The organism is Saccharicrinis aurantiacus (assembly GCF_947489045.1).
GTDB lineage: Bacteria > Bacteroidota > Bacteroidia > Bacteroidales > Marinilabiliaceae > Saccharicrinis > Saccharicrinis aurantiacus.
The window spans coordinates 64554-82380 of the sequence record NZ_CANLCN010000014.1 but is presented as its reverse complement, the minus strand read 5'-3'; the positions used below and the strand labels follow the sequence as shown (position 1 = coordinate 82380).

At 33.4% G+C, this 17827-nt stretch carries 7 protein-coding genes and 1 tRNA gene; 6 read left to right on the top strand and 2 right to left on the bottom strand.

The window, feature by feature from the left end; translation table 11 throughout:
- Positions 1 to 155: 155 nt before the first annotated feature.
- Together QMO11_RS15500 and QMO11_RS15495 are read right to left on the bottom strand one after the other, a co-directional pair.
- Positions 156 to 229, bottom strand: a tRNA-Ala gene (locus QMO11_RS15500).
- Between the two features lie 108 nt (positions 230 to 337).
- Positions 338 to 8941: a leucine-rich repeat protein gene (locus QMO11_RS15495; protein ID WP_282038127.1), complete on the bottom strand. Its 8604-nt coding sequence runs from the start codon at positions 8939 to 8941 to the stop codon at positions 338 to 340.
- Between the two features lie 202 nt (positions 8942 to 9143).
- On the opposite strand from QMO11_RS15495, the gene QMO11_RS15490 reads away from it, so the two are divergent.
- From QMO11_RS15490 to QMO11_RS15465, 6 genes are all read left to right on the top strand, one after another.
- Complete coding sequence (locus QMO11_RS15490; protein ID WP_282038126.1) at positions 9144 to 9629, top strand: RNA polymerase sigma factor; 486 nt, start codon at positions 9144 to 9146, stop codon at positions 9627 to 9629.
- 114 nt (positions 9630 to 9743) lie between these two features.
- Complete coding sequence (locus QMO11_RS15485) at positions 9744 to 10739, top strand: hypothetical protein (protein WP_282038124.1); 996 nt, start codon at positions 9744 to 9746, stop codon at positions 10737 to 10739.
- A 151-nt stretch (positions 10740 to 10890) separates the two neighbouring features.
- Positions 10891 to 11775 carry an outer membrane beta-barrel protein gene (locus tag QMO11_RS15480; RefSeq protein WP_282038123.1) on the top strand — a complete coding sequence of 295 codons (885 nt, stop codon included), beginning with the start codon at positions 10891 to 10893 and terminating at the stop codon, positions 11773 to 11775.
- Positions 11776 to 11780: 5 nt separating this feature from the next.
- A complete protein-coding gene (locus QMO11_RS15475) occupies positions 11781 to 13319 on the top strand; it encodes a WG repeat-containing protein (protein WP_282038121.1) in 1539 nt (512 codons plus the stop codon).
- 348 nt (positions 13320 to 13667) lie between these two features.
- Entirely contained in the window at positions 13668 to 15584 is a 1917-nt protein-coding gene (locus tag QMO11_RS15470; protein WP_282038119.1) for a transglutaminase-like domain-containing protein, read from the top strand.
- A 4-nt stretch (positions 15585 to 15588) separates the two neighbouring features.
- Positions 15589 to 17721 carry a DUF3857 domain-containing protein gene (locus QMO11_RS15465; RefSeq protein WP_282038118.1) on the top strand — a complete coding sequence of 711 codons (2133 nt, stop codon included), beginning with the start codon at positions 15589 to 15591 and terminating at the stop codon, positions 17719 to 17721.
- Positions 17722 to 17827 lie beyond the last annotated feature (106 nt).

The following is a 17827-nucleotide window of genomic DNA, read 5'->3' as shown; positions in this document are numbered from 1 at the left end:
ACAGATCTTTTTAAATAAAAATCGATACTTTTTGAATATTTTGAAAAGCTTATATGAGAAATTGTTGCTTATAACCGACTTATATAATGAATAGTTGTAGGTATATAAATAAAAAACGCCCACGGTGGAAGCCCGCAGACGCTTAATCTTAAGTGTGGAGAATACCGGAGTCGAACCGGTGACCTTTTGACTGCCAGTCAAACGCTCTAGCCAACTGAGCTAATCCCCCATCATTTTGTGGCTGCAAATATAGTAAAAAAAAGCATGCTGCAAATAGCTGCAAAAAAAATAGGCTTTCTTATTTAAGAAAGCCTATCATTTTATAAACCTTGATTTTTTACTTTTTGATTATTTTGTCGATAATATGGTTGTCCTTCATTAACAAGTAAACACCATCAGGTAGATCGCTAATATTCTCGTTACTTTCAATACCGGTAATTTGTATTTGTTTAACCTTTGTACCAATTGTATTGTATAATGATAGGGTTGAACTAACTAATTTATTATCCACAACTATTGTTATTATTCCATTTGTTGGATTAGGGTAAACTTTTTTTACTTCATTATTCAAGTCTTTAACTCCATTATAGAACTCCCATGTGGCATATAAAGTAATATCTGCTAGACCTACTTCAAATTCCTCTCCTGCCTCATATGAATTTCCTGTTCCATCAGCGCTTGTGTTCCAGTTTACAAATTTGTGGTCTTTTTTTCTGAATGACGCAGCACTGGGTAGGATAATTGTTTCTCCATTTGGAGCATTTATTGGAGTAGGTACACTACCATAAGAATGCTCGTTACCATCAAATGAAATTTTAGAATCAGCGAAAATAGTAGTATATGAAGTACCAATAGTTAATACTTCATCACCTTCAGATAGGTCTGTTCCATTGCCAGAGCGATAAGAAGTGAACTTATTGGAGCTATGGGTTGGAAAGAATATGGGCATTAAATCCTTAGGATTACTTACTATAAAGGCATTCTTATCAATATATCGAATATTACTATTTTCCTCAAATGTTATCTCTTTTAGCGGATACATTGCATCTAGTGCCCAATATTCTATTGTATCTACAGACGCAGGAATTACAATCTTTGTCAAGTAATTATTCATTAAAGCTAAGGTTTCTAGACGCTTTAAGTGCGATGGAAGTTTAATTTCACCAATATTTTTAGTTTGAAAAGCATCAGATATACCCTCAACTTTTTGACCATTTAATTCATCAGGGATAATGACGTGGAAATAATCATCATTATGCTGATAAGATGTAATAGTTCCATTTCCAATAATAACATCATCATCTTTTACTTCATATGGAATATCAGTATATATGGCATTCATAAGGTAACTATACTCAGTTAAAGGAGGAATTTCTTGGTCGAAAATAGCCCTATATATACTACCAAAACCACTGTTGATATTAGTAGGCAATGATATATGCTCTATCGTATTATCATCAAATGCATATTTGCCTAATTTTAATAGCTTACTTTCATTCTCAAATAATATAGATTCTAGCTTATTGTTTCTAAAAGCACCATAACCAATTCGAATAATACTTTTAGGTATGTGTATCTCCTTTAGGAGGTTGTATTTAAATGCGTTGGGCCCAATATCTTCAATAGTTTCCGGAAGGATCAAATAATTTAAGTTTTTCTTCTCAAATACACTAGATCCAACACCTGAAATAGTTTGCCCATCAACTACCGAAGGGATGATAATATTTTGTTTTGTACCAGTGTATTCTATTATAACACCATCTTCAACTACCATATCATCAGCCTGTAATTCAGAATACGTAGCAATGGATACAGAGCTACTAAGAAACAATTCTATTGGCACTTCAGTCTCAACAACATTACCTGAAGCAGCGTAATGAATAAATAGTGGATTAGAACTTGTTGGTAAATTAATTACTGTATTTGAACCACTAAATGCATATTGGCCAATTGATTCTAGATTACTATTATTGTCAAATGTAACTTGCGTAATATTATTTGAATAATAGAATGCTTGGTAGCCAATATTAACAATTGATGTCGGAAAATGTAGCGTTCTTATGTAATTACCATAAAATGCCTTTTCTCCAATACTTTCAATGGTGTTGGGTAATTCTATAGATAAAATTCCTTTAGCATTGAATACCTCTGTGGCAATTGCAATTATTGATTCATTATCAACTACGTTGGGAATAATAATATCACCTTCTGTAAATTCATCAGAAACTGAAGTTATAACTCCATCTTCAACCTCTACATCATTGTCTTTAATGGTGTATGGAATTCTTGTAAGATATGCATAACCATGACTTGTAATGGCATCAGTCGTATTACCTCCTTGTAACCTATAACCTAAAAATCCTGCGTTAGCATTATCGGTAGGTAGTTGTAATGGAAATGCTTCGAAACCTTTAAAGGCATTCTTACCAATACTTTTAATAGTACTGTTTTCTTCAAAACTTATACTCTCTATAATTGATCTACTATTAAATGCGGATTCTCCAATTTGTTTAACAGCATTTGGTATAATAATTTCAGTGAGATAATTATCTGCAAAAGCACGATTGCCAATAGTTTCTAAATTATCAGGGAGCACTATTGAATTAATTTTACAGTATTCAAATGTACGATCCCCAATTTGTGTTAGGGTATGTGGTAAATTCACAGCTACTATTTGCTTGTGGCTAAAAACTTCATCACCAATACCAATTATACGCTGGTTGTTCAAGTTAGATGGTATTGTAATTTTAGGATGATAATAGTCAGTAGCTATTGCCGTTATTACGCCATCCTCAACTACAAGGTCGCCATCAACAAAAGTATAGGTGGCATCAGTTTGATAACTCTTGCTCGCATCAATTATTGCATCAGGCTGAACAGTTGTGCCATCGTTAGTGCTATAACCGTTAAAATCACTATAAAGAGACCTTGGCAAGCTTACTTCGTGCCCAGCAAAAGCATCTTCATCAACAAATAAAAGATTACTAGGACTAAAAAAGTTAATGTCAATATTGGTATTACTTTCAAAAATATTAGATGCAATATACTCTATGTTTTGTGGGATATTAACATTCTCAATATTATTATAAGCAAATGCCATATTCCCTATTCTTCTAAGATTATATGGGAGGCTTACTTTTGTTAGTTGGTTGTATCTAAATGCCCACTCTTTTATAGTTGTAATTGTATATGGCAATGTAATTTCTACAATTCCTTTGTTATTGAATGTATATGCACCAATACTTTTTATTACCTGCCCATCCAATTCGTTTGGTATAATAATAAAACGAGAGTCAAAATTGTAAGAACAAGAAGCAATTTCGCCATCTACAACCTCCACATCTTCATCAGTAAGTGTATATGGTATTTTAGCGTAAATTGGAGCTGCTGGGTTGGTTATTACGTTACCAGCAAATAAAAATGATCCCTCGTAACTATAATTGTTGAAAGAAGTATTTGAGTGTGTTGGTAATGTTAGTTCAACATCAAAGTCTTGTGTTAAAAAGGAATTATAAGCAATGTATAGTATATTGCTATTTGGTTCAAAGTTTACATTTAGTGCTACTTTATTATTACTAAAAGCGGAATAACCTATTTTTTCTACATTTGATGGGATCGTAATTTCATGCAATGAGTTATGCTCAAATGCACTATTACCTATGGTAACTAATTGAGAGGGGAGATGTACTTTTCGGAACCATTTTGACCTAAATACATTATATCCAATTCCAATTATTTTTTCACCATCTAGTTCATCAGGTATTGTAATAGATTTATGATCCGTATTGTTAGAATAAGAGGTGATTACACCATCTTCTACAGTTACGTCTTCATCAGTAAGTGTATATGAGATTAATGCATAGAAGTACGAACTAAAATCTACAAATTTATCATCAGGGAGCATTGGTAAATAATTCTTAGTGCTATAATAATAATCAAATGATTTACTGTTATGATTTGGTAAAATAATTTCTTTTAGATTATCGTTGTCAGCAAAAGCATTTAGTTCTATTTTTTCAATTTCAGAATTCTCAATAAAGTCAACCTTTGTTAAATTATTATATCGAAATGCATTTTGGTTTATAAGTTTTAGTGACGATGGAATAGATACTGTTTCAATCTTATTTTTTTCAAAAGATGAGTTATCAAGTTCTATTATGGAGTTTGGAAGTATTATTTCCGTTAAACTATTATTGAAAAATGCTTTTTCGCCAATATACTCCATTGAATTGGGTAGCTGTAGGTATCTAATGCCTTTATTACATAAGTCAAGACAATTAATACCCGTGATCTCCTGATCGTCAAGTGTTGATGGAATAATAATTGATTTATCATATGTGCCGATAGAACAAGATGTGATAATTCCATCTACTACTTCTACCTCATCATCAGTTAGTTGGTAGTCAACAAGAGCCATAATATCATTACTGAAATCACTGATTAGTTGTCCAGGGAGATATTCAGTTGAACTATTAAATGTATAATAATACCTAAAATTACCACTATGCGTAGGAAGCTCAATCTCGGTTAGTTTGTCGTTGGAAAGGAATGCCCAACGTGATAAATATAATAAATTACTTTCGGACTCAAAAACAACTCTTTCAATTCCTGAAGAACAGAATGCATAAGGATTAATCTTCTTAATCGTTGATGGAAATGAAACATCTTTAAATCTAGACCTTTCGAATGCAGATCGCCCAATAACTTCAAGAGTCTCAGGAAACTTTATATACGTTAAGTATTTATTTTGAAAAACACTATCGCCTATCTCTTTAACTTCTTGTCCATCAAGAATTGCAGGGATAATAATATTTTTGTATTCAAACGAATAATTACAAGATATTAGTTTGTCATTCACTACCTCTACGTCAGAATCCGTGAGAGTATAATGTACTACTGTGTTTACTTTCTTAGAAAAGTCGCTTATGCTTTCGCCAGGGTTAATTTTGTTATTGTCAGAATCGATGTAGTATTGAAATCCATCTTCTTGATGAGTTGGTAGTAAATATGAGCTAAGGTCTGGGTTTTCAAGAAATGCCTCTTGGCCAATAGTTCTAATTTGGCTATTTTCGGTAAAAGTTAATGATGTAATAGTATTGTTTTTAAAGGCGTAAGCTCCAATTGTACTGACATTTGAAGGGATTGTTAATGTGGAAATTCTATTCCCGTTAAAAGCACCTTCTTTGATTGTTTTTAGATTAATAGGGAAGTTAAACTCTGATATATTACAACTAAAGAAAGCCCAATTGCCAATAGTTTCGAGTTTACTATTATCCGACAATTCGATTTCAGTAATATTGTTGCTTCTAAATGCATTCTTTTCAATACGTTGAACATTTGCAGGGATAGATAATTTGGCTATTCTGTTAGATTGGAATGCAGATTCTTCTATAGTTATTAAGCTTTCGGGTAAAGAAATGTAGTTTATAGACTTACTTGCAAAAGTGCCATTTCCGATGCTAGTTATGGTTTGGTCCCCAAGAGTGTTGGGGATGACAATACTCTTATTATCGAAGGAATATGTACATTCGGTTATTACACCATCAACCACAACTGCATCATCGTCAGTTAGTGTATAAGGGATAATTGATGTTAGAGACGACTCTGCATCAAGCTCATCTCCTGGATTATACTGATAAGATCCAACTTGATATATGAAAAAGTTATCATCCGCATGAGTGGGTAATATGTATTTTTCTATATTGTTATTTAAGAATGCATAGTTACCAATTGAAAGTATGTTACTGTTAGCTTCAAACGTTAAATTTGAAATATAATTCATTTCAAAAGCTCTAAATCCTATCTTTTTTACAGAGGATGGAATTACTAGGGCCTTAATGCCGCATCTACTAAAAGCTTCATCACCAATGTTTTCCAATTTAGAATTTTCTGGTATAACAAGAGTCATTTTCCAATTATGATAGAATGCCTTATTACCTATATCTTTTAACGAACTAGGTAAAGTAAGACTAATAATACTATTGCTTGCAAAGGCCTCAGAATCTATATTTTCTATACCATTAGGCAGTTCCAAGCTTGCGATGTCATTGTTATAAAAGGCTTGAGAACCGATAGTTTTGATGCTTTGAGGTAGTGATACCGATAACATATTATTTTTACTAAAGGCAGAAGAACCAATCTCAACAAGAGAGGGTGGAAGCTCCACTGAAATAATGTCTTTTTCTTTAAAGGCTTCATCTCCAATCTCTACAACTGTCTGGCCTTTTAGCATTGATGGTATAGCAATATTTTTAGTGTCGAATGAATAGTTACATTCAATTAAACTTCCGTCAATTATAGTTACTTCATTATCAGTTAGGGTATGAATTAGGTATGAAGAAACTTCATGCTGTAAGTTACTATTTATATCTCCCTGATTGAGTTTGGCATTATTGGTAATGTAATATACAAAGTCAGGGTTTTTATTTACAGGCAGAATATATTGACTGATTACATTGTTATTAAATGCATGTTCTCCGATGATTTGGATGTTACTATTTTGTTCAAAGGTTAAACTACTAATGTTATTATTTTTGAATGAATACTTACCGATATCCTTCACATTTGAAGGTATTATCAAGGACTCTATTGAATTATTATAAAAAGTATACTCACCGATGGATTCCAGACTTTCTGGTATTTTAAGTAATTTGATATCGCAATAGGAAAAGGCATGGTTACCAATATTTATGATACCATTCGGTAAGTCCAGATTAGATATATTATTATTACTAAAAGCATACGCTCCAATATGCTTAACTTCCTTTGGGATTGAGATGCTTAATATCTCTTTATTTTTAAATACTTCATCACCGATACCTGTAATTGTCTGATTATTTAATGTCAGTGGTATGATTATATGTTTTTCTTGAAAAGAGTATCTACATTGAGTTATTACCCCATCTGTTATTGTTACATCAGCATCTGTTAAAGTATATGGAGTAAATGCCCTTATTTCTTTTGTATAATCAGTAATAATATCGCTAGGTTGAAACTCTTTACTATCGTTGTAGTAATACTGAAAATTAGGGTAGGCATGTGAAGGCAAACTAATTTGCATTGATTCAGAGTTGGCACTGAATGCATCGATACCAATATATCGTATATTACTATTACTTTCAAAACTTAGTTCCTCAATTTTAGAGGATAGAAATGCTTTATAGTCAATGTGTTTAACGCTTGCGGGTATTGTGAGATTTTTAATCTGATTACGATTAAATCTAAAAGCACCTTCACCAATGTATTCTAATTTGGTGCCTTCTGCAAATGAAATGCTATTACAAAAGTTGCTAAGGAATGCTTCTTTACTTATTTTTATTAAGGATGCAGGTAACTGTAGATTAGTTATATCATTGTGAGCGAAGGATTCTTGTCCAATTTCTTCTAGTCCTTCAGGTAATTCGAGGTCGGTTATTCTTTTAGAGTAAAATACATTGTCTGCAATCTTTTTTATATTTTGATTATTAATAGTTGAGGGTATGATGATGTTTTTAAGTTCGAATGAATAACTACAACTTGTTATTATGCCATCTTCAACAACTACATCATTATTAGTCAGAATGTAAGGCATCAAAGCTTTTATTTCGAGCGAAAGATCAGTTATTTCATCTCCAGGATTGAATTGGCTATCTTTACTATAATAATGTTTAAAATTTGAGTAAGTATGGGTTGGTAGCACAAATTTCGTAATTTCATTATCTATAAAAGCATTACTTTCAATAAGCATTATGTTACTGTTAGGTTCAAAGTTTAAGCTTGAAATTGAACACGATTTAAATGCATAAGAACCAATTTCCTTAACAGAAGCAGGTATAGTTAATTCAGTAATGGGGTTTTCTCTAAAAGCATAACCTTCAATAAGCATTATGTTACTGTTGGGTTCAAAGTTTAAGCTTGAAATTGAACACGATTTAAAAGCGTCAAAACCAATTTTTGTTACTGTTGAAGGAATGGTTAGGTTCGATATTGAACTATTAACAAAAGCCCTAGACCCAATTGTTTCTAATTGCGAATTTTCAGGTATGATTACATTCATACCATTATTATTCCAAAATGCCTCATTTCCAATGTGTTTTAGGCTTGCTGGTAGTGAAACTATTTTTAGATCACGAGCGCGAAATACGTTGTCGGCAATTCCGGTAACATTTTGCTCTTGTAAAATATCAGGAATGATAATATTTCTGAAATCAATACTATTGGCACAATAATCTATGGTTCCATCAATTATATTTACATCATTATCCTTTAAAGTGTATGGAGCAATTGTAGAAACTGACTCATTAAATCCAATTTCATCACCGTGGTAATACTTTAATCCATCATATATTGAATAGTATTCAAATGATTCGTATTTGCTTGTTGGTAAAGTATACTTATTGTTGCCTCTAAAAGAGGAATGTATATATATTAAGCTACTATTATCTTCAAAAGTAATGCTTTCTAGTTCATTATTTGCCGTTGTATTTGTAAATGCGGCATAATGAATTATCTTAATACTTGCAGGGAAATGTAATGATGAAATCTTATTATTTCTAAATGCTTCAGAATAAATATACTCAATTGAACTACCTTCTTCGAATATTAAAGAACTAAGATTGTTATTATCTTTAAATGCAGAAGAGAGTATTGTAATAACAGATGCCGGAATATTTAATGTTACTATGTTATTTCCATAGAAAGCTAGTACACCTATTTCTAACAAAGTACTTGGTAAAGTAACACCAACTAATTCTTTTCCTTCAAAAACAGATCTCCCAATTCCCAAAATAGTCTGCCCATCTAAAACATCAGGAATAATAATATCCTTAAGGGCAAAATTGTAAGTACATTCGGTAATGGTTCCGTCAACAACGGTAACATCGGAGTCGGTTAATGTGTAGCTTTGGGCATTGATAGCCACATAGCAAAATGCCAATAGCATTGCTAGGTAAAATTTCTTCATAGAATGAGGTTTAAAACGTTTTTTTTGTGTATTAGGCTGTAAATATAGTTCTTTAACTTAGTATTTTTGTTGATTACCTATGTATCAGCCTAATTTTATTGTATTTCGGGTTTAAAAATATTTTTGTTTCAGAAAGCTGTAACTTTACGCAAAGGCTAGCCGTCACACTATAAAATCGGCTAAACCCCGACTTAATTGATTTATGACAGTAACGGAATACAATATAAGTGTAGAACAGTATGCCGACAGTATTTATCGTTTTGTGTTGAAAAATATAAAAGACACCGAAAAAGCGAAAGATATTGTTCAGGATACCTTTGAGAAGGTGTGGAAGTCGCATGCCGATGTGGAGGCATCTAAAGCGAAGAGTTACCTTTTTTCCACTGCTTACCATACACTAATTGATTCTGTACGAAGAAATAAATTTAATGCCGACTGGGAAAAAAGCGATACAAGCCATATGCAGACTAATAACGATTATTCTGATTTAAACGAAGTATTGCACCGAGCATTAGATCAGTTGCCACCCGATCAGAAAAATGTAATTCTGTTGCGCGACTACGAGGGGTATTCGTACAAAGAAATATCGGATATGACGGGTTTAACTGAGGCACAAGTAAAAGTGTACATTTTTAGAGGACGAAACTTTTTAAAGAAATATATAGGGAAAATTGAAATGTTAGTTTAAATAATAATTAATGATAAGTTATAAGCGGTAAACGATTTTTCATGATGTATGAAGTTGATAAGTGAGATGAACAAATCTTGATACTTGATACTTGATACTTGATACTAAAACAAAATGATAACTAAAGAGAATTACGAAATATGGATGATTGATCATATGGATGGCAACTTAAGCCAAGCCGATGAACAAGCATTGATGCAGTTTTTAGCTGAGCATCCAGAGCTCAATGAAGATTGTAGCGATTTTGATTCGTACACTCTTAAACCCGAGGAGCTTAGTTTTGGAGATAAACTAGCCTTGATTAAAACAGAAGCTGATGAGTTAGAAATTCCGAAAGCAGATTATGAGGCTATAAAATTACTTGAGGAAGGAAAAAGTGATGCAAATAATCCATTATTAGATGCGTATAAAAAAACTATAGTTAAGGCCGATACGAATATCACTTATCAAGAAAAATTACAACTAAAAAGAGCAATTGTAATACCATTTGTATCGCAACTAACATTCAGAAGACTAAGCATTGCTGCTTCAATAGTTGTAATTTTAAGTATTGGTTTCTTATTCAATAATGAAACAGCTGTTGATGGCCCAATAGCCATGCAAACTGAACTTCCAAGTACTGAGGCCAAAAGTGAGACCTCTATAATAGATACCGAAAGCCAAGTTGCAATATCAGAAAACGAAGAGACGGCGCAGGTTAACTATAAGATTACTGAAAGCATAGAGAATAACGAGGAATCCAATTCTAAGCATAAACGTTCAGAAAACTTGTTGGCAAGGATGAATCCGAAAGGTATAACTCCTTTGCAAACCCAGTCGGTTAAAGCATATGAGGTTGGGCTTAATAGTATAATGCCTTTAATGATAAAACAACAGCTTACCGAGCAACAATTTTATGCGCAGTTAAAAAAGCAAGAGATGCAAACCGAAAGTGAAGCTTTATCGCGTAAAGCAAATAAAATGGCGAATAGAGCAAAGGTGATTAACTTTTTATCAGGTAATGAAACTACCATTAAAAAATACATTAATAAAGAAGGGCAACTGATTGCCTATGAAGTCGAGTCAGAAGGGGGTATGTCTTTCATACGTAAAGTGAAGGGCAGTAATTAAACATATTATTAGTAGCAGACTTAATTTATGCAGATCAACTTTTGTTTTGGATAGGATATCATGTCTAAAGTAAAATGTGAGTCAGTCGTAATTTACAGTGAGCTTACTAAAGTTACCAATGGAGGTAGAGAATTTTTAAAATGTGAACGTGATGGAAAAAAATATATTATTTGTGATAATGGTGTTACTAAGTATCAACATTATTGCACAGGAAAAATCAAATAAAACAAACATTGTTATAATTGATGACAATAACGAAACTGTGGTTCTTGGCGTTTCAAAGGCTAAAGTTGAAGTCAATAACGAGAATGATACAATTACCAAAATCACTCTAGGTCACAAGCGTTTTGATATTATTGAAGGAGATGATAAAACCAAGGTAAATATGGTGCACCTTCCTCGCGAAAAGTTTAAAGGTCATTATGCCGGTGTTCAGTTAGGATTCTGTAGTTACTTTGGTCCTGATTTTAGTAATACAATGCCCGAAGGAGGTGCTTTTATGGAACCCAATAAAGGAAAATCGATGGCCTTTAGTATTAACTTTTTACAATACAATATTGGCCTACAGAAACATAAAAAGAATATTGGTTTAGTTACTGGTATGGGCTGGACGGTTTATAATTATCGTACCGATAATCAATATAAGATTATGCGTAATGAAAGTGGAATAACTGTTGGCGAGCCAATTGCTGAAAAGGTTACTAAGAATAAAATTGTCAGCAATTATATCAACATCCCGCTTTTATTAGAAGCACAAATTCCTTCTTCCACCAATCGATCAACAGCCTTTATATCAGCCGGTGTTTATGGAGGTTTTAAAATTGGTTCGCACACAAAAACGGTAACCGAGGGTAATAATAAAAGTAAGTCGAAGGAGAATATAAATCTTAATCCTATTCAATACGGAGCTATGGTACAGTTGGGCTATAAGTTTATAAAATTATACGCCACTTATAATTTCTCTAGTCTGTACGAAAAGAATAAAGGTCCTGAATTATATCCATACAGTATTGGTTTAACGCTAGTTAATTTCTAATAGCCATGAAAGTACTTATTTCAATTATAATATTTGCTTGGTGTTCATTAGTAATCGCACAAAACAAGCAAAGCTATTTATCTAGTTACGATAAATACTGGGAACTTTCTGATGGCTTTTATCGAGTGATGGAAAGCGGAAAAGTTGGACTTATTGATTCTGTAGGAGCAATAATCATCCCTACAGAATACAATCAGGTGTGGAATCTGCAAAGCAATGGTAATGTTAAAGTGCTTAAAGATGGTAAGCTGGGTATTTATAACGTAAGCGGATCTATTGTTGTGCCTACAGAGTACGAAATGATATGGGGTTTTAAAGATGGCAAAGCACGCGTACTTCGTAATGGAAAAATAGGATATGTAAATGAGAGTGGCAACGAATTTATTCCATGTGTTTACGATCAGATATGGGAGTTTGAAGAGGGCAGAGCCAAGGTGCTTAAAAACGGAAAAGTTGGTTTTGTAAACTCTCAGGGTACTGAGATTATTCCTGCAGAGTACCACACTATTTGGGATTTTAACGACGGTAGAGCCAAAGTACTCAAAGATGGTAAAATTGGAATGATTGATATGGATGGTTTCGAAGTGATCCCATGCAACTTTCAGCAGATATACGATTTTAATGAAGGGCAAGCCAAAGCCGTACTAAACAACGAAATTGTATATATCGATACTAACGGCAACCTTATTGATAAAGGCGATGTTAAAACCACGAGCATAACCGTTGTAAATACTGACGCAGGAGCTGGTAAAGACGTTAAAAGTGTTGAGATACATCTGTCAGAAGGAGATACCACCATTGTTACCTTGTTTGGCAATCAAATGGTAGTTGTTGAAGATGGTGATAAAACAGAAATTAGTATAGGCAAAAATAAGTACAACGAACACAAAAAAGACAAAAGCAATCGTAAGTTTAAAGGGCATTATTGGGGCTTAGATTTAGGGCTGAATAGTTACCTAAACGAGAATGGAGAGATGAGTTTGCCTGATGGTTATGAGTTTCTTGATTTAAACAGTGCCAAGTCCACTGAGGTATCTATCAATTTCTTGCAAGGAAACATTCCGCTTTCGCGAAGAGGCAACATCGGTTTTGTAACCGGATTGGGTTTAACTTATAACAATTACAGATACGCCAATGCAACTATTCCTATATATGAGGATGGGATGTTAACATCAGAACCCATTGAAGGAAATTTAAATAAGAATAAATTAACCACGCTCTATCTCACAGCACCTTTCTTGTTAGAGTATCAGTTTAGCCGTAAAAGCAGAAATGATTTTTATTTATCCGCAGGTCCAATAGGAGGTTACCGTTTACGCTCGCACACTAAAGTTGTAACCATGGAAGGTGGCAGCAAACAAAAAGACAAAAATAGAAGCAGCTTTGGCTTAGAAGATTTTAGATACGGCGCTCAAGTTCGTTTCGGATACCGTTTTCTTAATCTATATGCTACCTATTGGATGAGCCCAATGTTCGATACCAATAAAGGTCCAGAATTATATCCTATCTCTGTAGGTTTTGCTTTCTATCCCGGAAGGTGGTAACCCTCAGGTAAACCCCTTTTTACTATAAAACTAAGGGTCTTGCCTTGCAGGCCGGGCTATGCGCTATATCTTTGTTTCGCCAAAATGGGCTCACAAGGGATGCCACTGTACAAGCCAGCAATAAAAAGTCAGTGGCTTAAATGATTCATGTCTAGCAATCATGGATCATTGAAAAAATAGACACGATCATTTCTAAGGTACTACTAACCATTATAGAAAATCCTCAAAAGCGTTTCTATTGTAAGCCATATTCAAGGTGTTTTCCCAATTGTTATGTACAATAACTGTAACAAATATATACTTTGTGCGTACCTTATATTTGTGATTGTTAATCAGAAAAACCTTAACATGTCTAAATCTAATTTTATTGCATTTGCCATTTTTATACTAAGCGTATTTTTTGGTAAGCAAAGCCTTGCACAAGGTAAAATTGTAAACCGCCCAAAGGCCGATCAATTTAAAACTCTCTACCAAAAAAGTGCCTATGTGGCAGCACACTCAAGCTCCGAGTATAAATTTGTAATCGAAAATAATAAACTTACCGTTAGGCAAAACGACAAAATTGACTTCATTACACTTAAAAGTAATGTAAACCTCTATTACAATACATTCTACAATAACAATGTTGTACCATTAAGTGGATCCTTAAAATACTCATGTGGTAAAGGCGGATTACGAAGCAATAAGGTGTTTGGTAATTACGAAGTAAACAACATCTTTTATACCGATGCTAAATTGGCACAATATTCAACTCAGTTGTTATACGAAGGAACCGAAGTTACCTTTAAATCAACCACAGAATATACCGACCCAAAGTATCTAACTAAGGTGTTTTTTCAGGATGATGTGCCCATACACAAACGCGAAATTAGTTTTGTTATCCCAAATAATGTTGAGGTCGAGTTATTAGAAATGAATTTCGATAACTACGAAATTATAAAACAAGTGGAAGAAACTCCAACGGGCATAATGTATAAATACACCTGTAATAAACTTAAAAAACAAAGCACAGAGCCCAATTCTGTCGGTTATTTATATTACGCCCCTCACTTTGTAATAGCTACAAAGACTTATCAAACAGCAAGTGGAGAGGAGACTGTAGTACGTAATGTCGACGATTTATATAAGTGGTACCATTCGCTTACCGCACAAGTGAATGTAGATACGGATTGTTTTAAAGACAAGGTGAAAGAATTAACTGCAACAGCAAGTACCGATGAGGATAAAATAAAAGCCATTTACTATTGGGTGCAAGAAAAAATCAAATACATAGCCTTTGAAGATGGTTTAGCAGGATTTAAACCCGATGAACCTCAAAATGTTTTTACTAAAAGATATGGCGATTGTAAGGGTATGGCTATTTTAACCAAACACATGTTAAAAGAAGCAGGATTCGATGCCCGTTTAACTTGGATTGGGACAAACATCATTCCGTATAATTACAATATCCCATCCTTAGCTGTAGATAATCATATGATTTGCACTCTCAATCATAACAATACATTCTACGTTCTTGATGCCACAGAAAAGTATATGGCGCTTGGGAATAATGCAGAGCGTATTCAAGGTCAGGAAATGCTTATTGAAAATGGAGATCAATTCCTTAGAAAAACAGTTCCCGTAAATAATGCAATAGCTAATCAAATAGATCGTTCAGAAACAATTCAAATTAAAAACGATAGGCTTATTGGCGAAGGGAAAGTAAGTTACGAAGGAGAATCAAAGAAAGATATTCTTTACGTCTCAACTAATAGCAAAGTCGATGATCAAGTTTCTCTATTCGATTATCTTTCGGTAAGTAGTTATTCCAATAGCGATGAGGTGAAGGTAAACAACATTCCCGAAGCAAATAGAGACCTACCACTTGAAATTGATTATACCTATGTATTAAATAACAAGGTGAGTAACTTTGATGGAGAATTATTTATTTCGTGCGATTGGAGAAACTATCTAGCAGAAGCAGATATTGATACCGATAGAGAAAGTGACTTTTACTTTGGCCGTAAAATATATAATCAAATTCAAAAAAATATAGAAATACCTAGTAGTTATAAAGTGGAGTATTTACCAGATGCAATTCAAACTACAATAGGTGATGTAAGCATTGAACTAAGCTACCAGGTGCAGAACAATAAAATTATATATACCAATAAAATTGTAATTCCGCATGGTATCGTTAAAAAGCAACACTTCGAAACTTGGAACCATGCCATCAAAAAAGTAAATCAATTCTATAACGATCAAATTATCTTATCAAAAAAATAAACCTATGTTGAGTAAGCTAACAATCTCAATCGCCCTCTGCTTTATTAGTATGGTTCATATATATGCTGATGAAAGAGCCGAAGAAATAAAGCAATTAATGTGGCATTCCGATAACCCAGCCTTCTCCGTTACGGAGACACCCGAAAAATGGAACAACGAGTCGGCAGTTATTATAGCTAAACATCACCGTTTCGAATATAAAAAACCTGCTATTATTGCCGAACTTCAGTCAAATGATTTTTTTCATCAGCGAATTAAGCTAAACGATAAAAATGCAATTAATGCTTATGCTGAGTTAACATTTCCATCCGAGAATAGGGGATATTATGTATATGTTGGTTTTAAGGTTATAAAAAAAGACGGAACCGAAATTATTATTGATAGTAAGGAGGCCGTAGAGATGGAGGCACAAAGTCGCAAGGATAAAAAAGCTTACAAAAAGATAGCTATCCCTAATCTAGAAGAAGGCGATATTCTAGATTACTACATTTGCGAAGAGTTAACGATTCCCTTAGGAGCGTATAAGTTGTTTAACTTTACTCCGGTGCAATATTATTTACCTCAAGAATATCCAGTTATGGAGCAGCGTATCGAGTTTAATGTACAACGTCGTTGTTTTATTGCACTCAATTCTACCAATGGTGCGCCAGAGTTTGAGTTAAAAGTAAATGAGAAGAAAAAAGAGAATTACTATTACTTGGTAGATAAAGACAGAGAAAAAGTTGATGAGCATAGGTGGTTGTATCCGTACAGACAATTACCAACTATTAAATTTAAAGTGACCTATGCTTCTAATTCGGCGACTAAGCTTGATCAGTTTGTGTTTTTAGGTAAACCCGGTATTGCCGAAAATAGTATAACAGAGAGTGAGCTGATTACTTATATGAAAGATAGAATGAGCATTAAGCACAAGGTATCTGGCGCAAAAAAGTATACTAAAACTAAGTTAGGCAAAACAGCTTCTGATATTGATAAAGCCACATGGGCCTATTATTATAACAGAAATGAGGGACACCAGTGGGATGAGGTCAGAGAAATCTCAAACTACAGTTTAGGCGGTTCACCAATTTCCGATGAGTTATATTATTTACGCAAAATGCATTATTATTTGGCTTCGCAAAAAATACCCCACGAACTTGTTGTTGGGGTAGATAGAAATGTGGCTGACTTAGACGAAATCTTAATGACCAACGAGATGCGATTTTTCCTCCGGATTAAAGAGGGCGACGAATATTTTTACATCATGCCACAAATGAGAGGCGATTTTCCGGGTATATTGCCTTACGAGCTGGTTAATACCAATGCTTATATTATTAATCCTAAAAAATGGACTATAAAGAAGGAGATATTGCGCTCATCTCAGAAATATCCTGATACCGAAAACACAAGCTCAACTCTAGTTATAGATGCGGATTTTAAAAAATGTGTTGTAAGCAACACTTCAAGTATCTCAGGTACTCAAAAATCCTACTACCAAGGCGGTTTGTTAGACTATTACGATTTTATTAAAGAGGACGAAGAACATTTTGAAATTATTAAAGACTTTAAAGGAACTTCTTTTTCTAAAAAGAAACTTAATAGCTTAAAGGAATCGTACCTCAATAATAAAGACAAGAGAATAGCGGAGAATATATCTTACCTTGTTGAGAATAATTATAAGTTTAAAGTAGATACGGTAACTAATTTTAGCTATACACAAACAGGAGCTTATAAAGAAAAGCCTGAATTTAAGTTTTCGTATATCATAGAAACTGAGGACCTAGTTCATAAAGCAGGTAGAAACTATTTATTAGATGTAGGAAAGTTGATTCAAGGACAAGTAAAAATAGAAAAAGAGGAATTGGAGCGAGAACAGGATATTTATATCTATTCTCCAAGAATATTTAATTACACCATTAAATTTGATTTACCAGATGGTTATACAGTCCAGGGGCTCGATAAACTCAATATTAATGTAGAAAGTGACCAAGGTGGTTTTGTGAGTACTGCAAGTATTGAATCAGGACAAATAGTAATAAATACCTCAAAATTTTACAATCAATACTTCTCGAAGGCAGAAACCTGGGATAATTATATTGATTTCCTAAATGCGGCTTATAAATTCACTGAGCAAAAACTACTGATTAAGAAGTTATGATTCTTGGATTCTTGAAAAAATGAAGAGTAAAATATTACAAAAGAAACGCTCTCTAATTTTATTAGAAAGCGTTTCTTTTTTTTAAATATTAAAACGAAGCTTAATT